Origin of the sequence: Lutispora saccharofermentans (genome assembly GCF_024363565.1) — a bacterium.
GTDB classification, from domain to species: domain Bacteria; phylum Bacillota; class Clostridia; order Lutisporales; family Lutisporaceae; genus Lutispora; species Lutispora saccharofermentans.
Genome location: NZ_JAJEKE010000010.1, coordinates 46,753 through 70,620 on the forward strand (window position 1 = coordinate 46,753; position 23,868 = coordinate 70,620).

23 protein-coding genes, 1 tRNA gene and 1 pseudogene are annotated in these 23,868 nt (G+C 42.3%); 2 read left to right on the forward strand and 23 right to left on the reverse strand.

Annotated features, from left to right (window positions below):
- Positions 1-72 precede the first annotated feature (72 nt).
- The gene (gene aspS, locus LJD61_RS11885; RefSeq protein WP_255227764.1) at positions 73-1,350 is read left to right on the forward strand and encodes an aspartate--tRNA(Asn) ligase; all 1,278 of its coding nucleotides are present in this window, start codon (positions 73-75) and stop codon (positions 1,348-1,350) included.
- A 195-nt stretch (positions 1,351-1,545) separates the two neighbouring features.
- On the opposite strand, the gene LJD61_RS11890 is transcribed toward aspS, so the two are convergent.
- The 5 genes from LJD61_RS11890 to LJD61_RS11910 form a co-directional block, all read right to left on the reverse strand.
- Positions 1,546-1,764, reverse strand: coding sequence for a hypothetical protein (locus tag LJD61_RS11890; RefSeq protein WP_255227765.1), 219 nt, complete (start codon positions 1,762-1,764; stop codon positions 1,546-1,548).
- Between the two features lie 262 nt (positions 1,765-2,026).
- A complete protein-coding gene (locus LJD61_RS11895; protein ID WP_255227766.1) occupies positions 2,027-3,232 on the reverse strand; it encodes a DUF401 family protein in 1,206 nt (401 codons plus the stop codon).
- A gap of 49 nt (positions 3,233-3,281) precedes the next feature.
- Positions 3,282-4,628 (reverse strand): APC family permease, encoded by a 1,347-nt coding sequence (locus LJD61_RS11900; protein ID WP_255227767.1) that lies wholly within the window; start codon positions 4,626-4,628, stop codon positions 3,282-3,284.
- Between the two features lie 96 nt (positions 4,629-4,724).
- Entirely contained in the window at positions 4,725-5,915 is a 1,191-nt protein-coding gene (locus LJD61_RS11905) for a MalY/PatB family protein (protein WP_255227768.1), read from the reverse strand.
- A 23-nt stretch (positions 5,916-5,938) separates the two neighbouring features.
- Positions 5,939-6,091, reverse strand: a complete 153-nt coding sequence (locus LJD61_RS11910; protein ID WP_255227769.1) for a hypothetical protein — start codon at positions 6,089-6,091, stop codon at positions 5,939-5,941.
- Positions 6,092-6,296: 205 nt separating this feature from the next.
- On the opposite strand from LJD61_RS11910, the gene LJD61_RS11915 reads away from it, so the two are divergent.
- A complete protein-coding gene (locus LJD61_RS11915; RefSeq protein ID WP_255227771.1) occupies positions 6,297-6,689 on the forward strand; it encodes a helix-turn-helix domain-containing protein in 393 nt (130 codons plus the stop codon).
- A 107-nt stretch (positions 6,690-6,796) separates the two neighbouring features.
- Here the strand turns inward: LJD61_RS11915 and LJD61_RS11920 are convergent, their stop codons facing one another.
- From LJD61_RS11920 to LJD61_RS12005, 18 genes and pseudogenes are all read right to left on the reverse strand, one after another.
- Complete coding sequence (locus LJD61_RS11920; RefSeq protein WP_255227772.1) at positions 6,797-7,042, reverse strand: hypothetical protein; 246 nt, start codon at positions 7,040-7,042, stop codon at positions 6,797-6,799.
- Between the two features lie 36 nt (positions 7,043-7,078).
- Positions 7,079-7,444 carry a transposase gene (locus LJD61_RS11925; RefSeq protein ID WP_255227773.1) on the reverse strand — a complete coding sequence of 122 codons (366 nt, stop codon included), beginning with the start codon at positions 7,442-7,444 and terminating at the stop codon, positions 7,079-7,081.
- A 90-nt stretch (positions 7,445-7,534) separates the two neighbouring features.
- Positions 7,535-8,950 carry an FtsW/RodA/SpoVE family cell cycle protein gene (locus LJD61_RS11930; RefSeq protein WP_255227774.1) on the reverse strand — a complete coding sequence of 472 codons (1,416 nt, stop codon included), beginning with the start codon at positions 8,948-8,950 and terminating at the stop codon, positions 7,535-7,537.
- The gene (locus tag LJD61_RS11935) at positions 8,943-9,203 is read right to left on the reverse strand and encodes a PadR family transcriptional regulator (protein ID WP_255227775.1); all 261 of its coding nucleotides are present in this window, start codon (positions 9,201-9,203) and stop codon (positions 8,943-8,945) included. Before LJD61_RS11935 ends, LJD61_RS11930 begins: the two co-directional genes overlap by 8 nt.
- 119 nt (positions 9,204-9,322) lie before the next feature.
- The gene (locus LJD61_RS11940; protein ID WP_255227776.1) at positions 9,323-11,182 is read right to left on the reverse strand and encodes a MutS-related protein; all 1,860 of its coding nucleotides are present in this window, start codon (positions 11,180-11,182) and stop codon (positions 9,323-9,325) included.
- Between the two features lie 184 nt (positions 11,183-11,366).
- A pseudogene (locus LJD61_RS11945) lies at positions 11,367-11,488 on the reverse strand (transposase); the annotation flags it as partial.
- Positions 11,489-11,747: 259 nt separating this feature from the next.
- Positions 11,748-12,908 carry an RNA-binding domain-containing protein gene (locus LJD61_RS11950; protein ID WP_255227777.1) on the reverse strand — a complete coding sequence of 387 codons (1,161 nt, stop codon included), beginning with the start codon at positions 12,906-12,908 and terminating at the stop codon, positions 11,748-11,750.
- A gap of 175 nt (positions 12,909-13,083) precedes the next feature.
- The gene (locus tag LJD61_RS11955) at positions 13,084-13,302 is read right to left on the reverse strand and encodes a hypothetical protein (RefSeq protein ID WP_255227765.1); all 219 of its coding nucleotides are present in this window, start codon (positions 13,300-13,302) and stop codon (positions 13,084-13,086) included.
- Complete coding sequence (locus LJD61_RS11960) at positions 13,295-13,738, reverse strand: MBL fold metallo-hydrolase (protein WP_255227778.1); 444 nt, start codon at positions 13,736-13,738, stop codon at positions 13,295-13,297. The genes LJD61_RS11955 and LJD61_RS11960 overlap by 8 nt, the downstream gene beginning before the upstream one ends.
- Before the next feature lie 90 nt (positions 13,739-13,828).
- A complete protein-coding gene (locus LJD61_RS11965) occupies positions 13,829-14,749 on the reverse strand; it encodes a DnaJ-like cysteine-rich domain-containing protein (protein ID WP_255227779.1) in 921 nt (306 codons plus the stop codon).
- Between the two features lie 27 nt (positions 14,750-14,776).
- Complete coding sequence (locus LJD61_RS11970; RefSeq protein WP_255227780.1) at positions 14,777-15,274, reverse strand: hypothetical protein; 498 nt, start codon at positions 15,272-15,274, stop codon at positions 14,777-14,779.
- 25 nt (positions 15,275-15,299) lie between these two features.
- A complete protein-coding gene (locus LJD61_RS11975) occupies positions 15,300-16,841 on the reverse strand; it encodes a helix-turn-helix domain-containing protein (protein ID WP_255227781.1) in 1,542 nt (513 codons plus the stop codon).
- A gap of 131 nt (positions 16,842-16,972) precedes the next feature.
- On the reverse strand, positions 16,973-18,256 hold the full coding sequence (locus LJD61_RS11980; RefSeq protein WP_255227782.1) for a hypothetical protein: 1,284 nt from the start codon (positions 18,254-18,256) through the stop codon (positions 16,973-16,975).
- A gap of 785 nt (positions 18,257-19,041) precedes the next feature.
- A tRNA-Ser gene (locus tag LJD61_RS11985) sits at positions 19,042-19,133 on the reverse strand.
- A 62-nt stretch (positions 19,134-19,195) separates the two neighbouring features.
- Positions 19,196-20,041: a GNAT family N-acetyltransferase gene (locus tag LJD61_RS11990; protein WP_255227783.1), complete on the reverse strand. Its 846-nt coding sequence runs from the start codon at positions 20,039-20,041 to the stop codon at positions 19,196-19,198.
- A 268-nt stretch (positions 20,042-20,309) separates the two neighbouring features.
- Positions 20,310-21,584, reverse strand: a complete 1,275-nt coding sequence (locus LJD61_RS11995) for a S1C family serine protease (protein WP_255227784.1) — start codon at positions 21,582-21,584, stop codon at positions 20,310-20,312.
- A 73-nt stretch (positions 21,585-21,657) separates the two neighbouring features.
- Positions 21,658-23,070 (reverse strand): sensor histidine kinase, encoded by a 1,413-nt coding sequence (locus LJD61_RS12000; protein WP_255227785.1) that lies wholly within the window; start codon positions 23,068-23,070, stop codon positions 21,658-21,660.
- Positions 23,067-23,753 (reverse strand): response regulator transcription factor, encoded by a 687-nt coding sequence (locus LJD61_RS12005; RefSeq protein ID WP_255227786.1) that lies wholly within the window; start codon positions 23,751-23,753, stop codon positions 23,067-23,069. The genes LJD61_RS12000 and LJD61_RS12005 overlap by 4 nt, the downstream gene beginning before the upstream one ends.
- Positions 23,754-23,868 lie beyond the last annotated feature (115 nt).

Consider the following 23,868-nt stretch of genomic DNA (forward strand, 5'->3'; position numbering starts at 1 on the left):
TTTTTATTTTATTGAAATTATTCTGGCCGGATTAATTTATATATGAATGTGCAAAATCAGGAGGGAAATAAAATGAATCGAACATTAATAAAGGGCTTAAATTCAAAGATTGGAGAAACCGTAAAGCTTCAAGGATGGGTGCACAGGCTGAGGAAGCTGGGCAAAATAGCATTTCTGATCCTGAGGGAGCATTCCGGCCTGGTCCAATGCGTAGTAAATACAAGGGAAGTAGATATAAAGGGCTTAAGGCTTGAATCCGTGGTTGAAATTACAGGCACCGTTGTGAAAAATGATGAGAATGTGGAAATATTGGCGGAGAACATTCGGCTTATCAGCGAGGTCAAAGAGGAGCTTCCCTTTGAAATCAATAAAAAGGATATTGAAGTAAACCTTGATACTATCTTGAATCATAGGGTGCTGAGCTTGAGGCATCAGTCGCTCAATAGTATCTTTAAAATACAGGCCTGCTTGACTCAAGGCTTTATTGAGTTTCTCAAAGTTGAAGGCTTTACGCAAATTTTCACACCGAAGATTGTATCCGAAGGTGCAGAAGGAGGTACCGAGCTTTTTGAGCTGAAATACTTTGAGAAAAAGGCATACCTTGCTCAAAGCCCTCAATTCTATAAGCAGATGATGGTGGGGGCAGGCTATGAAAGGGTATTTGAGACAGCCCATGTCTATAGGGCTGAAAAGCATAATACAAACAGGCACCTGAATGAATATGTAAGCCTGGACCTGGAGATGGGTTTCATCGAGGATGAAAAGGATATAATGATGCTTGAAACCAGGCTGCTGAAAAGTATGCTGCATAAGCTTAAGAATGAGTGTGCCGATGAGCTGAATACCCTGGAAGCAAAACTCCCTGAAATCGGTGAGGAAATACCATCCATACCGCTGCCGGAAGCGATCAAGATATTGAATAACAAATATGGTAAAGAGCTGGATATAGACATCGACCCCGAAGGTGAAAAGCTTATTTATGAGCATGTAAAGAAGGAATATGGAAGCGAATTCGTATTCCTGACCCATTATCCCATGGAAAAGAGACCTATGTATACCATGCCCGCAGATGGCGGCCTTACTCACAGCTTTGACCTTATATTCAGAGGCCTTGAGATAACTACAGGAGGACAAAGGATCCATAATTTCGATATGCTGAAAAAGAGTATTGAAAGCAAAGGATTAAATTCTGAGAAGTTCAGCGACTACCTGGAAGTTTTCAAATACGGCATGCCTCCTCACGGGGGATTAGCTATCGGGCTCGAGCGTTTGACGGCTCAGCTTATCGGCCTTGGCAATGTGAGAGAAGCCGCTTTGTTCCCGAGGGACAGGGACAGAATAACGCCGTAAAGGCCTTGCGCGGATGCGCTTTATGATGATTTAAAAATAATCATTATCACGATAAAAAGGCAGTTTGGCATCATATGATATGCCGAGCAGCCTTTTTATATATTTTCCCCTGTATTACTGCTAATTATATGTTTGTTTCACTCTGAAAATAGTGAAGCAATATCCTTCTCCAGGCTTAATCACCTTTATTTCCGTCTATTTTTTAAGCTGCCGGTAAATGATCATAAGGGTTTGCTTATGCAGGTAATCCAGCTGCATGTCATATAGATAGGATGTATCTTCAATACAATCCGTGAGCTTTATTTTACTTAAGTCAGTCATTTTCCCGCCATTTCGGAGCAATTCTTCAATCTTGCTCTTGGCATTATTAAGATATTCAAATTGCCGCTTAAATATCAGGTCATTTTCAACCACTTCTCCATGTCCGGGAATGATTACATATGCCCCTGAGGCTTGTAATGCCCCTCAGTATCACGTAAGGTGCCAGGCACGTTAGTTATTAAGTTATTCTATCTGCCATATCTGTTCATTTGTCCATTTCTATTTGTCCTATATGTCATCATTAAATACTGCCTGTATTTCGGGGCTCAATAAACTTCTGCATTAACCGGTGGAAAGGCCATGATCATTCATATTCCACCGGTGATTGTTATCGTGTTCGTGGTATCCGCCAGGCTCAGAATAATTTTGTCAAAATGAGGTAATATGCCGCGGCAATGGCGCAAAAGCTGGCAATTACAGGAACCGTGCGCTTGAGCAGTTCCGTCATTCCCGTGTGAAAGTAGTCGGTGACCAAAGTCAGGCAGATATGGGTCGGGGAAATCTGCATTGCGGCGTAAGTATAGCACATCAATAGCATAAGAAGCGCCGGCCCGCCGTTTGGAATGGATTGATAGGCCAGCGGCATGCAGAGGGCGATGGTGGCCATCGATCCGCTGATAACGGTACAGAAGAAAAACACCAGGGCGAAAACAATTACTGTGGGGACAGGAAGTAATGCAAAAATTCCTGGAATACTTGCAATCGCCCCGGTTCTCGCAATGATCTCTTTAAAGATCATAACCACAAAAGTATTGATCACAATACTCCACTCCAACGCTGAAGAAAACATGGGTTTAAGTTCTTTCATGCTAAAGCGGTGAACGAATATGCATAGCACTATGGATACAAAGGTTGCCGTATAGACCGGAAATTCAAAAATAAGGATCAGCGCAATGGTCAGAACTATGGTCCATAAGCTTTTCACCATATTCTTGATATCGTCCAACTTATTGGTTGACGGCTCCATACCGGTTTCCTTGGGCAGTTTTCTGAGGTAGAATATGTACCCCAAGGCCATCAGTACCACCATCATGGGAAACATGGCGAAAAGGAATGAGGAAACCGGTACCGAGCTCAATTGGATGGCGATGACAATAGAAGAATATGTGGGTAAAAAGCTTTCGGCAATATGCCGGTAATAGCTGGTAATAAAAGTCTGGTCCTCGTCGCTCATATCGTTGCCGCAGGCGGATTTTACCATCTCGCCGCACACAAATACGGCGCCGGCCGAAGGGAGAAGCCCTATAAAGGCCGGGGCGAGAGAGGCGTTAATCCGCCTGCTGTTGAACAGCCCATTGAGAGACCGGTGGGCAAGGTTGAGAAAATCCCTTTTTTCCAGCATCCTTTGCAGAAAGGCAATCAAATAAAAAATGAGAATTAGCGACAAGGTATCCCAACTGGTGATCGACTCGAAAATTGCCTTCGCCGCGTCATTGATCCCAATCCCGAACAGGACGCAGGCGGCGGCGATGCCACAGATTATGGAAAAGGAAAGCGGCCTTTTCATCTTCATCAAACAGATAATAAGCGTAAAGATAGCTGCAAGCTTTATTGCATCCACAAAATAACCTCCCCAAATACAAGAATCGCTATTCTCAATGAAATGAAACTCATTTGGCCGAATAGTCCACAGTCAAATCATCGGGGATTTCGGCTTTTTTCAGGCCTACATTGGCATAAACGATCGAAGCGATGACCAGTACGGCAAAACCGATAATCGCATAGCCCGGCAAATTAAGAATCAGTGAGCCGGAAAGGACTATGTTCAAAATGATGCACACCACACCGATCACCTTGACCGCTCCATTGGAAACACGCAGGGGTGATGCCGCCAGCTGCTGGGGATAACAAGAAGGCAGTTTGAGAAACGCGAAGCTGAGAAGCACTTTGAGCGCCAGGGAAATTGCCGTACTCGTTTTAGAAACAAACGCCAGGTCAAGTCCCGCCATAAGAGGCAACATACCTATGATATAGAATAGAGTCAGGATTTTGTAGGGCACCCCCTTGGAGCTTACGCTGGCCAGGCTCTTGGGAAGAATGCCGTCCTCGCAGGCCACCAGAATGGGTTTTGTCACCCAGGAAAGCTGTGCGTTAAGGGTGGTTGCGGTCGCACCGAGAGCAGCAAAAATGACGAACAGGTAGAAAGCCCAGAATGGCATAGCCTCTCTTGCCACTGCCGTAAGCGGCTGGTTGGCAGTTACTTCCATAGGGAGGACACCGGCAGCGACACACGCCATAAAGACATAAAGGATGCCCACGCTCAAAGTAGAAACAATCATGACCTTAGGAATGTTTTTACCGGGTTCTTTTATTTCCCCTCCCATTTCGGCGATCACCTGGGCACCGCCGGTGGCAAAGCTGAGCAATGCAAGAGTGCTGGCGAAGCCAAAAGCACCGTTGGTAAATAGATTGTCTTTATTGAATACATAACCCAAATCCACTTGCTGCGCACCGAAGCCAATGAACAACAAGATACCTCCGATCATCAAAACGCACATGAGAGTATTGACTATGGCGGCTGATTTTGTCCCTATCAGGTTGAGCAAATATAGTACGGTCAACATGACCATAGCGACCAATTGGGCACTCACTCCCCCCACAATGCTTACCAGATAGGAGGCAAAGCTCAGCGCATAAAGTGAAAGGGTCAAATTGGAAAAGCAATACAGGGCTAAGTAGACAAAACCCGCCTTTTTGCCCAGCATGCGGCTGGTATACCGATATTTTCCGCCGGTGACAGGCAACGTCGCCCCCAAGATCGCGTCGGGGGTAATAGATATCAAGGTTAATATGGGAGATATGAGAAACGCAAGGGCAACACCGGTACCGGTCATGCCAATGGCGATACCGGTGTTGGACATAATACCTGCGCCGATGATTTGGCCCACCGCAATTCCCATCAGAGGCCAAAATCCCACATTTCTGAAAAGCTTGCTCTCTTGTCTTATTTCCGACATTTCAAGTCCTCCTCACATGAATTTTCAAATTGTTTTCAAAGGGTGTTTCATATATGAAGTACGGCATTTTGACGCCTGTTTGCAGCCTGTCCATAATCAACCTCTCATGTATTGGTCCAGCGTTTTTTTCATTCTCTCCAAAGCGACCAACATGATGTTGGTAGGACAGGCAATGTTCATTCTCTCGAATCCTTTTCCTTCCTCTCCAAATACATAGCCTTCATCAAAAAATACCTGTGCCTCCATGTGCATAATCCTCTCCAGTTCCAGGGGTGAAATACCCAGTGCGTTCAGATCCAGCCACTGAAGGTATGTTCCCTCTATGGGAATTACTTTGATTTGGGAAAGATTTTGTTCCATATATTCGGTGAGAACCAGCCGATTGTGGTCAATATGTAAAAGCAGCTGCTCAAGCCACTCTTCACCCTTATCATAGGCAAGCTCGCATGCCTTGTAGCCGATCATGTTCAGCCTGGAAATGCTTACGCTAAGCTGTTCTTCGCGGAACCGCTCACGCAAGCGTTTGTTCCGGATAATAATATTTGAGGTCTGGAGTCCTGCCAGGTTGAAGGTTTTGCTGGGAGCGGTGCAGACAATACTGTGGTCGGCAAATTCCTCGGAGATAGTGGCAAATACCGTATGCTTGTAACCGGGCATGATTATGTCAAAGTGGATTTCATCGGAAACAATCACAACATTATTATCAATGCAGATGCGGCCGATCCGTTCCAGTTCTTCGGGAGTCCAAACCCGGCCCACCGGATTGTGAGGGCTGCACAGGATAATCAAAGTATTGTTCGGGTCTTTAGCTTTTTCTTCCAGATCATTAAAATCAACCGAATAGCGGTTATCCTTATAAATGAGGGGATTGCGCACAATTTTGCGCTTATTGCGCTCTACAGCCATATACATGGGGTAATAGACAGGAGTCATCAGGATTACGCCTTCGCCTGGCTTGGTGAAGGCTTTTACCGCTGTATAAAAAGCGTTCACCACACCGGGAGTCCCCAGGATCCATTCCGGCTTGATATCCCAGGAATGCCGCCTGTCCATCCATCCGCAGACCGCATTGTAGTATGCTTCGCCCGCATTGGTGTATCCCAGAATGGTTTTATCGACATACTCCTTGATGCCTTCGATGATTTCAGGCGCATTCCTCAGTTCCATGTCTGCCACCGAAAAGGGAACGATGTCACTGCCTACATTTGGGTTCCACCCTTTCATCTGATCCCATTTGCTGGAACAATTGCCTGACCGGGAAACGACGGTTTCAAAATCATACTTCATGATTGCTTCACTCCTTTTATTTTTTATGCTGATTCGTATTTTACCGTTCTCGTGGCAAATTTAACGCCCCGTATGAAATTGTTGATATCCTGCTGTTCTTCCTGTGTCAGACTTTTGAGTAATTTAATCAATTCATCGACCACAGGCACCTCTTTTTTGTTTAAGATGGTTCCCATATGCTTCACCCCCTTTGAAATGTAATAATGATAAAGCAGACTTTTTCCCTTTATTTAACCTCCTATTTTTCTGCATTTTTCTTAGATTATCTTGATTATAAATTAGATTATCTTATTTGTCAACATATTATCTCTCCCTAAACATAGACAATCCGATTTTTCTGTTTTATAATGAAGTTATTAAAATGGATCTGAGGTGAAAAAAATGTCGGAAAACAAGCTTATTGACATTCCGGATAGGATTAAGTATTTAAGAAAGGTTCTTAACATTAAGCAGCAAGAAATGGCTCTTAGGCTCAATCTGCAAAGTGGTTCTCTTTCGGACATAGAGCGTAAAAAAACCAGAACCGTAACCTATAGAGTAATTAGCGACATTTGCCGTGAATATTCCGTCAACGAAGAATGGCTCCGATACGGTAAAGGCGAAATCTTTGTCCAGCCGGATACATTTTCCCTCGACGAATACGCCAAAAAAAATAATCTAACCGACTTAGAGTTAGATATTATAAAGGGTTATATGGAACTCGACAGCAACTTGCGTCAAAGCTTAATGTCCTACCTCAAATCCATATTCGATAGCCGTAACATTCGGAAATAACGGCTATAGCGGTGATTATACTGTCTTTTAGGTCCGCCTCGAAATGCATGTGACATATGGGGACGCGACAGAGGTTAGGTGCCAGGCACGTTAGTTGTTAAGTTATTCTATTTGCCATATCTGTTCATCATATCCTTTACCGCTGCAGCTGTCATTCCTATATTCTGCCCTATTTCTCCCATTGTGTAGCCATTCTCAATTCCTGTTGTAATATACTTAAGCTTATATTTAGTAAGCACTCTTTTCCTTGAGCCTGTTTTTATCAACTCGTAGTCTTCTTGAGATACACCTGTTTCTATTATCACTTCATCCAGTCTTTTACGCTGCTTTACTTGCTTCCTGCTTTCACACAATATCCGATATCCTTCTTCTCCTATTGCACTTGACATTCACAGTATATATCTCAGCAGCTTTAAAATGTATCTCTCATCCTGTACCGGTACTGCCTTATATTTGCCTTGAAATACATGCCCCACCCTGTTATATTTATTGTTAAAGTATTTGCTGTATTTATTATTAATTCGATGCATGGCCTCCTGAAGCCTTTTGTCCATTGTCTGTATAATTAAGTGATAATGATTATCCATCAAAGCAAAACCATATATCGTGTATCCCATGATCTTGCTATATTCCTTCAGTTGCTTTATAAAATAACCTTTGTCAATACTCTCTTTAAAAATATACTCTTTGTTATTACCTCTAGCAATTACATGATAAATACCACCAATATATTCTTCTCTCAATGCTCTAGCCATAAAAACCCTCCTGATATTATACCTATTTATATAGTATCGGAGGGACTTAATTACATCAATAACTTAATAACTTTTGCACCTGGCACCTGCCTATTGCTGCCTCCAAGCTTTTAGGTCTATTATAAGCCTGCCGTCTGAAAAACTTACAATGCCTTTTTGGGATGGTATGTCTAAAACCTCTTCCTTATAGGATATAAGATTATTTCTTCGCCAAACAGACAGAATAATTCCCACAAGTGCCATATTTACAACATACCCTGTACCACCATAAGATACAAAGGGCATATTGAAACTCATTAACGGGAACAAATTGAAGTTCATTAAAATATTAATTAAAAATTGTGCCGATAAGATTGTACAAGCAGACATAGATAAATAGAAACCATAGCAATTCTTTATTTTACTTGTGGTCATAAACATTCTAACAATAAAAATGCCAATAAGTAAAATCAATACAATTCCAACTGCCCAACCAAGCGTTGCTATTACATTTACGAGTATAAACTCACTTGTAGCATTTGGCATTGTCATATCCAAGCTATGCCCATTGTATGTAGCTTCAGTTTTGCCAAACCAGCTTGAAATAGAAAGCCAAGTATTTGCCATATGCTGTAGGTAACCCGCTCCCAAAGGGTCTGCTTTTCCTCTTGAAAAATAAATTGTAAGGCGTTTTAATTTATATGGATATGTTATAACATTACACATGAATAATATAATTGGGACAGCACTGCCTGCAAACACTGCCATTAGCTGGCTTTTTTTATTTTTGCCAAAATGGTTTCTCATTATAGCAGTGATAAGTGCAACCGCATATACGATTACCATTACAAAAGCAGTAGATGCACTTGGCATCACCATCAATAAAAGTAGGGGAAAAACACCTTTAATTATTAATTTTATAATACTCATAGCACCTTTGTTACGGTACTTTTCTAAAAAGCCCACAAATGCAATTAAAAACAATACACTTGCAAGCTCCGGGGATGAAATGTAAAAATGACCAATCGCAAGCCCCCTTTTAGCGCCATTTATTCTTATTCCTACTAGCATTGTTATCACAAGCAATAAAATGCCGGAAATATAAATAGGCATTGACATATTTTTTAACTTGGTGTAATCAAAATAATATAGAGCTATCATGGTGATAATACCAATCATTACAAATATTATGTATTCTGAAAAATTAATTGCTTGGCCTTCAGTAAATTTACTGCTTGAAAACATAACTACGCCACCGATTATGTTAATAATAGCTGTTAAAACCAAAAGAGACCATTCCGTCTGTGGCTTGTGTTGACGATTTAACTTTGTGCCTATTTCATCTGCACTTCCCATTGCAGAAATTGCTAAATCAAGCGCTTTTTCTTCATCGTACCCATTAGTTATATTTTCTTCCTTTAATTCGTTTATATGCTCGCTAAGCTCCTCTCGAATGTCTTTATGTACTGTTTTACAATTTATATGAATACAAACATCATCTAAAAATGCTTTTATCTTTTTATTCAAAACAAAAACCCCCAATTACAGAATTAACCGCTTTCGTGTAGATTTGCCACTCAGATTTTTTATCCTCCAAAAGTTTTTCCCCAACTCTTGTAATTTTATAATATTTTCTGCGTTTTCCATTATCGGCATCCAGCCAATAGGACTCAATGGCTTTTTCATTTTCTAAGCTGTGAAGCATAGGGTAAAGCGTTCCTTCTTTAAGCTCAAAAACATTTTTCGATAACTTTTTAAGTTCATGTGTTATTTGATACATAGCAATTCTTTATGAATAAAGTTCCAGGTGCAAAGGTTGTTAGGTTGTGTTCCCATGTATGCAAAATACGGAACCTGTCGGATTTTCCATATTTCTTTCCAAAGCATACCCGATGCTTTCTATGACCTCTTCCGTATTATGGCAGGGTTCGTACCCCTTAAGGCTTCGATATTCTCATCAACTTCGATTCCTGCCAGCCTCATAAGATGAAACGCATTCCTCGTCGTAGAAGAGCCTTTACGTAATATGTAATCAAAATTAATTTTGCCTTCCTCGTAATACTCTTGAAAATGATAGTTGGCTATTTTAGTATTTTTCTTCTCAAGGTCACAAAGCTCTATATCGTGGGTAGATACCATGCCAATGGAATTCGTATAACTTAATTTGTTAATCAGCACTCTTGCACCGGCATGCCTGTCATGCGAGTTAGTGCCTTTGAAAATCTCATCCAATAAAAAGAAAACTCGTTTTCCGGATTCCGCTTCACCGATAATTCTTTTTATTCGTACTAGCTCAGCATAAAAAGAGGATATGTTTTCTTCAAGATTATCTTTTATCCGCATGCAAGTGGATATTTCCATTATTGAAGCTTCAAAGAACCTTGCACATACGGGTGCCCCGGCATAAGCAAGAACCAAATTAATACCCGCTGTTCTCAATAGTGTGCTTTTTCCTGACATATTCGAGCCTGTAATCAATATAATTCTGGTTTTTTCATCTATTCTTAGATCATTGCACACTCTTCTCCCTACAAGCAAAGGATGTCCTAGACCTTTCGCTTCGAATACTGCATCTACCCTGTCGTTAATATTAGGCATTGCCCAATCCGGGTTTTCAAATCTTATTATTGACAAGCTAGCCAGTGCCTCCATCATTCCCAACGCATCAAACCAATCTTTTAAAAAATGTCCTGATTGTTGCTTCCATTTTTCAAGAGCTATCATCCCCTGAAAATCCCAAAGCGTCAAAGTATTGTATATAAAATAAAACATATTCTTCCTATTAGCTAATGAATCCACTATAGAGGACAGTTTATCTATCTGTCTGAAAGCTTCTACGCCATCTTTATTCCTAATCGAGTTTTTTATTTTATTAATCAAGGCAGACCTATAATTGTGAGTTTCAAAATGCTTAAGCATTCTATAGTATACTCTTAGGTCGTTGCTGTAATTCCCAAATAAACTGAACATTCTATATCTGTCTCTGACATTGTAAGAAACCAGTATAGACTGGAGCAACAATGCAGTAATAGGAAGGTATCGAGGTATGATATTCATAAAAAAGCCTGCAGTAACAAGAAGAATAGTAATGATTGGGCATATTCTGAGCACTGCAATCGCCCAAGCTTTCCTAAAAAGTTCGTTGCTTTCTTTTCCCCATGCTATTAATTCTTCTGGATTGCCAATTTTCTTCGATGTGGTCATACCTTCCGCCAAAAATCTTTGCCGCCAATTGAGCAGCATCGCCAATTCATCCACTGCTTCCTGTCGTTCGCAAATGTCATCCCTATTCCCTTCCACATCTGTCAGCAGATCTCTCAGCTCCTCTCTTCCAGTAAAGGTATTTGCTGCACTTATCCATTGGAAAAGGGAGCCTTTGCCGAATATATCCAAGTCACCAGTATAGTTATGGCTGTCTTCTAAGAAATCTTCTCCAGCATCAACAAATCTATTCCATTCTCCATTTACCCGTTTTAACGAGGTTTTATTGATATCCAGAAGCAAAGTTGTGTATTTAATTCTATTAATAAGCTTGTCTTGATGTATAACAAGATAGATAAATACTCCTAAAAATAACACTATAATAGCTGCAAGAAAGATGTAATTGCGAAATATATATGTTAATATTGCTGTACAAGTTCCAATAACAAAAACTATAAGTCTAAGGTTGCTTATTTTTCTTTCTGTCTTTTTCTGCCTTTGTAAAAATTCATCATATCTTTGCTGTCTTTTTTCATACCTCTGCTTTGCTGTCTTCATGCTTTCATCGCTCCCTTTTAATGCCAAACACAAGGTTTAGGCAATCAGCCTTTCCAACTCTTCACTCATTTAATTTCATACCAATATTCTATATCCGATACTTATTTTCCTTGTTTCAATCACTGTCTTATTATACTTTTTAACTGTAGTTTGGCTATTGAATTACCATTCAATTTATTATACAATACTTGTATTTCAAGTTGGCATGCCTTTCAAAAATCATCAATGAATTATTCCTTTCAGATATCTCATGAATTGAGACTCACTCAGTTTCGGTGATATCTTCACCAGCATATTAGTTCGTTCCTAAAATAGCAAACCTCTGCTGAATAATCAACAGAGGTTTTGTTGCTTTACTCCCTAACCACCAACGCGACGGACTCAACATGCACCATGTAAGGAAACATATAAATGTATTTCCGCTAATAATATAATGTACCCATAAAACAAGACATGATTTGAAAAAACGAAATGACAGTGGTAAAATAAGCAAAAAGAAAATAATTGCTAAATGAAGGAAATAGAATGAAAAACGTCAATGCACCATTTTCATTCAGTAATGTATTTACGCCTTATACAATGTCAGAATAAACTCCTCGCCAACTTCCTGCAAAAGAGGCTCTTTTGCCCCTGCTCCTTTCATTGATTTCAATATCATTGGAATGCCTCTCCCAAGCTGGTCAATGTACCTTAGATTCTCCATGTACTTAACTAAAAATGGATTTCTTGCATAGGAAATGCCTATTTTCATTTTTTCTACGGTCACTGTGTTCGGAAGCCTGCCTGGACTATGAAATTCTATTCTGTCATCAAACATAAGAATTCTTATCTTCGAACCGGTTATACTATAATTCCGGTGTACGAGAGTATTTACTATAGCCTCTCTTAGAACAAGAGAAGGATACTCTTTCTTTTCTTCTCGTCTTAGACCGTTTATTACAGAAGGCGTCTTCATGTTATTCTTAAGAATAACCATAAGCTGCTCTGCTATGTCTTGAATCCTGCCCGTAACAACCTTTTTGTCAACTAATTCATCTGTAATTTCAGTGCCTTTGAAGTGAGCAAAACTTACTCCATTTTGAGGAAGTCTTTTCTCAGGTTCCTTTCCGAATATCATGAGACCACCAACAGAGCAAAATACTCTCCTGTTTACTTCTTTCAATATATCTGCATTTATAAGTATCCGTTCAGTAGCTTCATTGCTTTCATCGTATAGGTCAAATGCATTGTATTTCATAAAATAATCTCTTATAACGTCAATATTCAAGTCCCTTATAGAAGTGTCTTCAACTGGAGAAATATCAAAATGCAATGCACCATTTGCTTCAAACAATCTTAAAAGTTCTTCCCTTGAAGCTATTCTCTTCGTTGTTCCTACCCTTATATAGTATTTGTAATCCGCTGTGTAATAAGGCTTATTAAGACCTTTATGTACCGTAACTACTGCAATTGTCTTACCTTCTATGTCAATACTTTGAAAATCAGGAACTATATTAGGAATACAATTATTTCTACAGATATTCATTATTTTCTCTTCAATTAATAAATCAGATACACCCTTGATGTTTCCATCATCGTCCACTCCGATAAGTATAGTTCCACCTTCTGAATTTGCAAAAGAAACTATCTCTTCAGCCAAATCCTTTGGTTTGATGCCTTCCTCTTTAAATTCAATATACGAATTCTCACCATTTTTGATTATTTTCCTAATTTCATCCTGTTTCATCATAAACCATCTCCAAAACATATTTGAAGGTATTAAAATTTGTTTTTTTAATATTATAACACAATTGCTTTAGTAATAGGCACTATCTCTTTATAAAGATACCACTTATCTCAACTTCAGTTGCTTTTAACGGCCATAAATGCAGGTATATAGGTTTAATCACCTTTATTTCCGTCTATTTTTTAAGCTGCCGGTAAATGATCATAAGGGTTTGCTTATGCAGGTAATCCAGCTGCATGTCATATAGATAGGATGTATCTTCAATACAATCCGTGAGCTTTATTTTACTTAAGTCAGTCATTTTCCCGCCATTTCGGAGCAATTCTTCAATCTTGCTCTTGGCATTATTAAGATATTCAAATTGCCGCTTAAATATCAGGTCATTTTCAACCACTTCTCCATGTCCGGGAATGATTACATATGCCCCTGAGGCTTGTAATGCCCCTCAGTATCCTGAGATTTTTATTCCCTATCTTTACGATTTGATTTTTCTTTGCATTTTCAGGCGTTATGGGAACAATATCCCCGGTTATAAACTTTTCGAGATTTGCTGTGTGATCCTCATGCATATGGGTTATTATTATGTTCTTCAGCTTTAATTCTTTCTCATTCATAAAGTCCATAACATTTTGACTTTCCTGATCATCCATCCCTGTATCTATTAAAACTGCATCTCCTCCGGATGTAACCAATACCATATTAACAAGATAGAACTCACCGGTAAAAACATAGATATTTTCCCCGACCTCTGTCCATTTTTCTTTTTTGATAACCTCAAGTGCATTTTCCCTTAGCAGCCTTACCTGCCTTATCCTTGCAGCCGCCTGCAAAGCCTAATGTGAAAATCACAACAGCAATCAGAAGCGAAATTCGTTTGCCTGAAATCATCTATATCGGAATAATAACCGCCAGCCTTGAAGTTACCGTTTGCCGGAGCCTCCACAGAGAGCGCAGGTCGTGCGGCCGCTCCCACCACAACGTGAACAGAAAGCACGTGAACTTTGTATCGTCATCTGTCCGGTAACAAGGCTCCGGTTCTGTGAGAACTGTGTCACGCTGCCCGTTCCGGAGCAGGCGGTACAGCTGGACCTTCCTGTGCCGCCGCAGAGAGAACAAGCCGCAGAGCCGGGATAATGCTGTTCACCCAAAGCGGTTATAGCCTCTGGCGATATGGATAGTCCTTCAACCCCGGAAGTATCCGGGTTGATAACCATATCGGTGGTCATCGTCACGCCGCTGCGGTCAGAGGTAAAATCTACCGTCGCATCTAATAGCTGCATAAAGGTATAGCTTGGAACATAAAAACAGCCGTCAATATATTCCGGCGCGGTGCCGCCAAGTGTAACCTTTCCAACGACAATATCAGTATTGTTCGCATTGCAGGTAACGATCTGCCCATTGATTTTTGTGGTCAAAGTCATCAGGTGTTCGTCGAACAAGCACTCGACGTCCATATTTTCAAGAATCTCAACGATTGGATAAAAAGCCCCTTTTGGCTTGCTCGGATATGTATAGGGGGCGTGCTGCGTTTCCACAAGCTCCCCGTTAATGTAAAGCTGGTGACGGACACGTCCCTCAGTATCCTCATAGGGATAGGCGATCTCTTTCGTTTCCGGTTCGTCAGAAGCTGGGGTAGCTTCACTCTGCTTTGATTCAAAACCCGGAGTGCTTTCAAAAGACGCAGTTGCATTCTGTTCATGGGATGAGGCTGGCTCCATTTTATCTTCCTGCGATTGGTCTGAGGCATAGGAGCAAAGTGTTACGCAGAGAATTACAGATAAAAATAAAATCACAGCTTTTTTCATCTTCTCACCTACTTCCTTAAAATTGTGCTCTGGCAAAATGTACCGCCTTTATGAACGCACGCTTCACATTCCGCTGCGAATGTCACTGTTATATTGCGTCTTTTCCGCCGGTGATGGCTCCAGTATTTCCAAAACTTCTTTTCTGGTTTTTTCGTCACAAATTTGATTAGTGGCATGCAGGCGAATATCAAAATCAAATTTTGCATCAAATGCGATTTCCATCAACAAATCGGTATCAATAATACGTTTTAATGCTTCCCTTATTACTGCACCTCTACCTATCTTGGCTATCTTAAACAGCATATCCTGATTTGTAATGTTTCTTACAGCAGAACAGGCTATTGACTCTACACTGCTTTGCGCTATTTCAAAAAGCTTGCCTTGGTCACAAATGCGTTTAACAGCGGAGCACTGAATTCCTATGTTGCTTGTATTGTGATAAATAAAAAGCAAAGACTCTTGATCACGCAGTTGTTTAACCATACTTTCAGCCAGCGGAAGCTGGCAAGGGCCGAGTATCTTTGTTATCAAGGCTTGTTCATCATGTTCATAATTTGACATTTCATTACCCCTAATCTCTGCTATCTCATAATTGTTTCAGCTTCATTTCCATTCGTCGCGCCACATCCCGCAAAATGTTGATCACATTCCCTCTGCTGCCTATACCACCCGTGCCCTGGGCCCACAGCCTGTCGAAATGCTCCTGAAACTCCCGTAGGAGCATGAGTTGGTCGGAGTGGATCATCACCGGCTCCGGTCCGCTCCAGTGATTTATGGCAAGATGGTGATTCTGCTTGAGCTGCCAGCAGTTGTCCGAATGCAGCAGCGTGATGTCGTCAAGGATCAATAGATGAAAATTGGGAAACTCCTCAAGATAGCGGATGTAGCCATTTAGTACATCGGCGCAGCCCTGCGCATCCAGATGCACAAAGCCTTTTTTCATAAAATACAAACCCGGCATACGGCAAAAGCCGTCCCGCACGATCTGATTCAGCCGGGAGAGTGCGAGGATTTCGCGGAACAGGTCGCCGCCCCGCAGCGTTTCATCCATGCCCGACTTAAAACGGATAAACTCCGCACTGCGCCACGCATATTCCGTTTCGTTGTGCCCATGCAGCCGCAGAACACGATTATACGCTTCCTGCGGCATATACATAGGATTGACATTGTCTTTTACCACATCCAGCGCGCCGGGAGTGCAAAATTCCTGATAGATGATCTCAAGAATATTGCGGGAAAAATCGTCCCCGTAAATGTTCAGTACCGGCTGCGCATATCTGGCGGCCTGTTCAAAGCTTTTTTGAATCTCCGCAACAAATGACTGCTCACGCAGGATGGCAGCCACAGGCGTGGCGGCGCTGCCCGGCGTTTCCGTTACCAGCACGGCCAACCTTTCGGGAATGATCAGGTGCATTTGGTTGGTTACGGTTTGCGTCATGCCGTGTACCACCGACAACTGAATATGCCCCGATATCAGGGCTGACATATAGGTATCAATGAGTGCTGACATCGCCTTTGTGTCGCCGGACACGCAGACGACCATACGGATTTTCAAATCGCTTTCATCCATGCTCCGCAGAAGCAGTGCGGCGACATCCTCGTTAACCGTTGTGATGATCTGATCGCTGGAGAGAAAAATATCCGCCATAGTGCCGCGTGGCAGTGCCTTCAAAATGGGGGCAAGCTCCAGCGCGATTTGAAGGCAGCCGAGCTTTACGGCATTGTCGGCGGCCTCCATATGATTATATTGGGGCTGGGCTACGGGTGGTTCGCGGCCCGCGATGTCTCCCGGCAGCAACGCACCGAGATTTTTGCGCAGCTTCTCGCCATCGGAGGCCAGCCACATGATGAGGTTCTGCTTAAACCGGTACACGGTGGATATGTCGGTGGGCAGCCCCGCCGCCTGAAACTGCTCTTTCAGCCACTCCATATCCTTGACGCGTCTGCTGCGGGTGAGGATAAAGCCGGCAATGGCTTCCATCTGCGGGCTTGCCGCCTTTAGCTGCCGATGCCCCGAAAGATACCGGCTGACAAGTGACGGGTCAAGCTCCAGCGCTTTTGCCAGTGCAAGATTGGTAAGGCCGAAATGCTCAAGCACTGATTTTAAATTTTCATTCGGCGTTGCCATTGACAGCTCTCCCTTCACTTCAAATAATTTCTGCGGCGCTCACGATAATGGCGGCGATTTTATGCCTCTTTTTACTTCTCGCACGCTGTTCTTCCGGATGGCTATCCTCTGCTAACCGAGGCAAGCTGAAACTATTCTTCTATAACCGTATGCCCGGAAAGTATGCCGTTATTGGTAAATGTTCCGTCCCCTCTTGTGCATATATAGGTGTTATTGATGACCACCGCGCCTTTGCTGTTGGTAAAGGCGTTGATGATAGCAATCTGGAATCCGTCTACGATGACGACGGCATTGTTAATAAACGGGCCTTCAATCACGAAGATCACTCCTCCGTGCGTATTGGCAGTTCCTGCTTTCAGGAAAACAGAGCCGTTATTGGTGAAGCTGCCGTCAAAAATGCGTATCGTTCCGCCCACAGGCCCATAGTCGTCCGTATCGGACAAAGAGGCGGATAACAAATTGACCGCTCCGTTGTTGATGAATTTGCCGCCATTTTGAACGGACATTACAGAATAGTTGGCAAAGTCTGCATTGACGGAATCGGCACCCATAATGTTGATCGTTCCGTTATTGACAAGAGTCCCCTCGATATAAAAGTCGCTGCCTCGGCTGACCGTCACGGTAACGGCGGCCGGTATAGTGAGCTCGCCCGCGACAAACACAGGCTTTCCGACGGAATCTATGGTGATCGCCTTTACGGAGCTGTCGGACAATGCGGTTTTCAACATCTCAAATGAGGACACGGACACCACTGCAGGCGTTTCCTCACCGGCCAGCCCAATGGCCTGAGCGTAAGCATCCGACGTGAAGACATTCTCCCCAATCAGTTTTTTTGCCATCCTCTGATTGCCGCCCTTTATATCCGCTTCCAAGGCAGCCCATGAAATAAGCGCCACATCCCTGCGCAGGAAATTTGCCGTATTCACATCATCAGGAAGGATACCAACCGCTTTGGCAAGCGTATCCGGCTCGTCCCACGCAAAATCGCCTGTTGTGTCGCTATAACCTAGTGCACGCAGCATGAAGGTCAGATACATATCCGAATCCGCATTGCCTGTGCCAAGCTCCGTAGCGGATACGCCTTTGGTCAGCCCTTTCTCATAGGCATATCCGATGTACTTGTCCGCCCACGCTGGGACATCTGTAAACGGATGTGCTCCGCCGACATTCAGCGCCTCTGCGTCTTTCCCCAACGCGCGAATCAGCATAATGAGCGCCTCCACGCGGGTAGGTGCCCTGTCCAGGTCAAAATTAACCTCCGTTTCGGAAACGCCCTTGAATAGTCCAAGCTGTTTTAGTGCCGTTGCCTTAGTATCCGCTGTGGTCGAGGCCGCTGCGGACGCCGGAATGATCATTGCAAAGATAAGCGTAAACGCTAGTATGAGAGATAAGATGCTCTTTACTGATTTCTCCATTGTTCGATCCCCTTTCTAAAAATCATTGTCGAGTTGTCATTGACATCATCATTTTACAAAACCCAAAAAGAAAAAAGGTGAGCTGCCAGCCCACATTTGGAATATCTTCATAAAAAAATACGCCTACACCGCCAGAACGAAAGCGCCCTGCTTCTTTTACCAGATCATTCATCAGGATACCGTGTGCTTTAAGTAAATCGTTAACTGAATGGTGAGTTATCTTATATCATGCCCATCATCCAAGATGATGATACAAGATAAATAGCAGGCATTGCGCAGAGCAAACCCCAGGTAGCCGATAAAGTTGCAATTGCATTAAGGTGAATAAACAGAGGTTATGATATATCCTTGATACTTAACTTTATCGGCCTAGCTGCATTCACCTATTATGAATACATAAAAAGGGAGCTGCTACACAGCTAACTATTTGTTAGTTGTGCAACAGCCCCCTCCTTTTGAAAGCTATTCGATATTGTTTCATAATTCTCGATAGCATAATTTTCTTTTTTTTTATTATTTTAAATTGAACGAGACTTCATTCAGAGGGGGATTCAACCCCTACTGAATGTTAGTCGAGTCCATACTGGACTTAGCCGCTCTTGGCACCCGCCGCCTATAGAGGCGGGGGTCTTAGAGCGGGTTAGTTCAGTGATAAAGAAGCATCAGTAGCCATTGATAACGTCGTTTCTCTCAAAAATGAAAAATGTCACAATAATGTCACAATTACAGGCACGGAAAATTAAAAAAAGTTGCAAGATATAAAACCTTACAACCCTTGATTCTAATGGCGGAGAGAGAGAGATTCGAACTCTCGGTAGGGTATTAGCCTACACACGATTTCCAGTCGTGCGCCTTAGACCAGCTCAGCCATCTCTCCGTTTGCTGCTCGCACTATGTTATTATACTAAAAAAAAATCTAATTGGCAACATGAAAATTTATCAAAGGGGCAAATACATCTCATATTGCTCTATTTTTTCTTTCTCAAAGCCCATTTTTTTATAAAATCCGTAGAGAGCATAATTGTTGGGAAAGCTTGCACCAAGCTTTGTCAAATTCAATCTTTCGGCTGCATTGCTTAAAAGGCTTGTGGCAATTCCTTTTCCCCTGTGTTTTCTGTCCACCCAGATCATGTTTACCCTGCCGAATTCATTTATGCTCAGTACTCCGATCAGTTTATCCCCATCAAATGCTCCGTAGTTATGCTGCCCTTCTGATCTCTCAATATAAGGGAAATCATTTTGCCAGTTGATATGGACATCGCCCATAAGCTCTCTTGATTCTTCCAACTCATTAAAATCGATGGGTCTTATATCATACTTTTTATCCAAATCTTTCAAGATGCTTAAATCCGACAATTGGAAGTACGTAAGATCATAAACTTTTTCATAGCCGTGCTTTTTATAAAAATTCATGGCCCTGTCATTTCCTACGATGGTTTCCAGCATCATCTGGCTGCAGCCTTCGCTGATAGCTCTTTCCTTATGGAGATAAAAAAGTTCATCTGCAATTCCTTTTCCTCTATAATCGGGGATTATGCAAAGAGCTCCGCATCTCATAGTTTTTATCCCCTGATAATCTTTTATTCCTCCGAAAACCAAACCGACAGGACCGTTTTCTTCCACTGCGATAAAAGAATTTTTCAGTTCATTGCCCTCGCAGCCAAAAAATCTTTTTCTAAAGGCTTCCAAAGGTAAGTGCAGCTTTACGATATAGTCTGAGAAGCCCTCATTGAAGCATTTGTACACCAGCTCGAAGTCTACATCATTGCAGTTTTTATAAGCCATATGCAATCCCCCCTAATATTATAAAAGTATTTCTGCGCTATAATTCCATCTGAGCTTTAGAAAACAGCATCCTCCACTATTCTGAAGAAGCTTGAATGAGATCCTTCGGGCAAAGCCTTCAGGATGACAATTAAGCAAGGCTTGAATAGCAATGAAGCCTCGTTTTATTGTAATGATTATATCATAATTTTGGACCATCAAAAACAAAAATATTGAAAAAGCAGGCAATTCTGCCTGCTTCTAACACTTAATGAAATCTCGGTCAATTTTAGTCTGAGCTTTCGGTCAATTTTACTTGGATGCTTTTATACCTGTTAAGCTCGCCATAGGCTTCCACCTTTAGAACATCTCCTACCTTACGGCTTTTAATGATTTCAATCAGTTGTTCTATAGTATCAACTTTTTTGTCGTCTATCTTTGTTATTATGTCACCTATCCTGAGCCCTGCCTTTTCAGCTCCGCTTCCCTGTACAACGCCTCTGACCAGTATTCCCTGCGGCACATTGTACTGCTTGGCAGTCTGAGCATCTACCGTTGAGCCCTGGATTCCCAGATAAGGCCTTGCAACTTTCTTGTTTTCTATAAGCTGCTGTATTATCGGCTTCGCTTCATTTATTGGTATTGCAAATCCCATGCCCTCAACCTTGCTCTCTATAAGCTTCAGCGTGTTTATGCCTACAACCTTGCCCTCAGAATTTACCAGGGCACCGCCGCTGTTGCCGGGGTTTATGGCTGCATCTGTCTGGATAAGGGTCATGTTCTTGTCGCCTACGAATATCTTCCTGTCCAAGCCGCTTATTATTCCTGCTGTGACAGAGCCTGCATAATCCGTTCCCATAGGGCTGCCTATAGCTACTGCAAGCTCTCCGACTTCAAGGGTCGATGAATCTCCAAATTCCGCATAGGGCAGGTTCTTTTCTTCAACCTTTATAACGGCCAGATCCGTCTGAGCATCCTTGCCCACTACTTTTGCCGGCAGCTCCTTGCCATCTTTCAGAACAACTATTATATCGTCGGAGCCGTCCACCACGTGGTTATTAGTAACAATATGGCCCTGGGCGTCGATTATTATGCCGGAGCCAGTGCCCTCGCTCTGATAGCTGTCGCCGAAAAAGTCCCTTACATTCTTTTTTATCTTGATAGCTACTATGGAAGGGGATACTTTTTTAGCTATGGGCACCACCGGCGAAACAGTTTTATCGATGACGTAGTTATATTTGGCGCCTTCACTTGCATATACGATATTTTTACCGCTCATGTCATCCAATATGTTGTCTGCGATAAAGCCGAAAGCAGAACCAAAGGCTAAGCCTATCGCAAGAGCCAGAGCTATTGCCGCCTTGCCCCACTTCTTTGGCTTCTTTTCGATGACCTCTCTGTAAAACACGGGTTTTACTTCATTTTCATCTGGCTGAACTTCATATTCAATGATCTCTTCAGCTTCATTTGCAGCTTCATCCGTCTCTTCTGTCATATCTGCCGCCTCTGTATTTTCAATAGGCACATCCTCGTTTATGTCTTTTCTGATGTCCTCATAATCCATACCAATCCCTCCTTGGTCTGTTATATCTCTATTTTAAAATACATTTTTGAATAGATTATGAATGAAATGTAAATTATTTGCCTTTTCCCACGGTAAAAGAAAGTCTTACATAATCATGGTCGCTGTCCGCCCAGATTTCCTCATTTTGAAGGATTATCATCTCTTTTACTATCGCAAGTCCCAGGCCAAAGCCGGACTTATACACTCCCCTGGTAGAGTCGCCCTTATGAAATCTCTCCCACATGGTTTTCAGTTCATTTTTGTTTATGCTTACACCTGTGTTGGTTATCTCCACTATTACTTTATTCTTTTCCTCCCGGGTTTTAAGGCTTATGCTGCCCTTTTCCCCGGTGAATTTTACTGCATTGTCCAGGAGATTGGTTATGACTCTTTCCATCATTGCCTTATCCGCATTTACAATGGTGGTATCATCATAAAAATTCAGAAGCACGTCCAGGTTTTTCATGGTTATATTTTTTTCAAAATTGATGAGCTTTCTGCGTATCAATTCATTGAGCTCGAAATTCGTCTTGTTGGCCTCCACCCGGCCTTGCTGAATATTGTTGAGCTCCAACAGTCCGTTGGTCATCTTTATGAGCCTCTGGCATTCGTCCATGACTATCCCCAGATAATGCTGCTGCATATCGGACGGTATGGTTCCATCCATTATGCCTCCCACAAAGCCCCTTATGGAGGTCATGGGAGATCTGAGATCGTGAGAAATATTGGCTATGAAGTTCCGCCTGTTTTCCTCTATCTTCTCCAGGGACTCCGCCATATCATTAAAGCTTTCGGCCAGCTCCTCTATCTCGTCTCCGGTCTTTATCTCCAATCTTTTTTGAAATTCTCCGCCTGATATGACCCTGGCGGCCTTGCTTATTTCCCCTAAAGGCACCGAAATACGCTTTATCTGGAAATACAAAATGCCGTAGGCCAAAAGCCCGGAAAAGACAATAGCCAGGACAGTCATATTGTATACATCCCTGAAGGTCTTCTGAATGCCGGGCATGGCTGCATGTATAAATACTCCGCCCTCAAATTCACTTTCATAAAATATGGGATATCCCACGGTCAGCACCGGTTCTTTGAATTTGCTCCCAAAGTTGCCGGTCTCGATTATGTTTCTGCCTCTGTAGAGCACGCCAAGCCGGGTGCCGTCCACTTTTTGACCCAGGTATTGCTCTTCATTGGTGCCTGATACGCCGAATATGGTCCCTTCTTTGTCTATTATCCAAATCCTGGCATCAAGGAATTTATCCAAGACTTTTAAATCTTCATTAAGGGTTTGTCTGTCCAGCCTCCCTGCATATATGCCTATGGCAATATCCTGGGTTATTTTCTGTCCGTATTCCAGAAGCAGGTCCTTTTTACTGTCTATGAAGTACTGGGAAAAAAGCTTCATAAGCACCAAAGCCAAAATACCGAAGCCCAGTATGATCGTGACGCCATAGGTTATAAAAAGCTTTTTGAAAATCCCCTTTTTCATCTCTGCACCTCAAACTTATAGCCTACGCCCCACACGGTTTTGATTTCCCACCTTCCCATTTCGTCATGCAGCTTTTCTCTGAGCCTTTTGATATGAACGTCTACGGTCCTTGAATCCCCTATATAATCATAATCCCATACCTTCTCCAAAAGCTGCTCCCGGGTAAATACCTGGTTCGGCCTGGAGGCCAGGAAATACAAAAGCTCCAGTTCCTTGGGAGGCATTTCTATGCGCTTGCCTTTGAATGTTACCGTATAGTCGTTTTTATCTATGCTTATGCCCGGAAATACCAGCTTCTCTTCCTTTATCATGTCGCTGTTCTGAGTCCTCCTCAGCACTGCCTTGACTCGTGCCAAAAGCTCCTTGGGCTCGAAGGGCTTTACTATATAATCATCTGCTCCAAGCTCCAGCCCCAGCACCTTGTCTATGACTTCACCCCTTGCAGTGAGCATTATGATCGGTATATTTCCCGCTTTTCTGATATGCTTGCAAACTTCATAGCCGTCCATCTGGGGTATCATGATATCTAAAATGACCAGATCCGGCGTCCATTCATAAAAAATGCTCATAGCTTTTTTACCGTCATAGGCGATCCTGACCTCATACATTTCCTTTTCAAGATAAAGCCTTATAAGCTCCGCAATGTTTTGATCGTCATCTACCACAAGTACCCTATATTTCATTTATCTTCACCTTCTTTTCGGCCCATAATCTTATTTGAATAATACAGCAAATGGCTTAAAGAATCAATGCAGCTGCAGCGATAAAAAAATAAAGCTGCAAAAAGAACGAAAAATC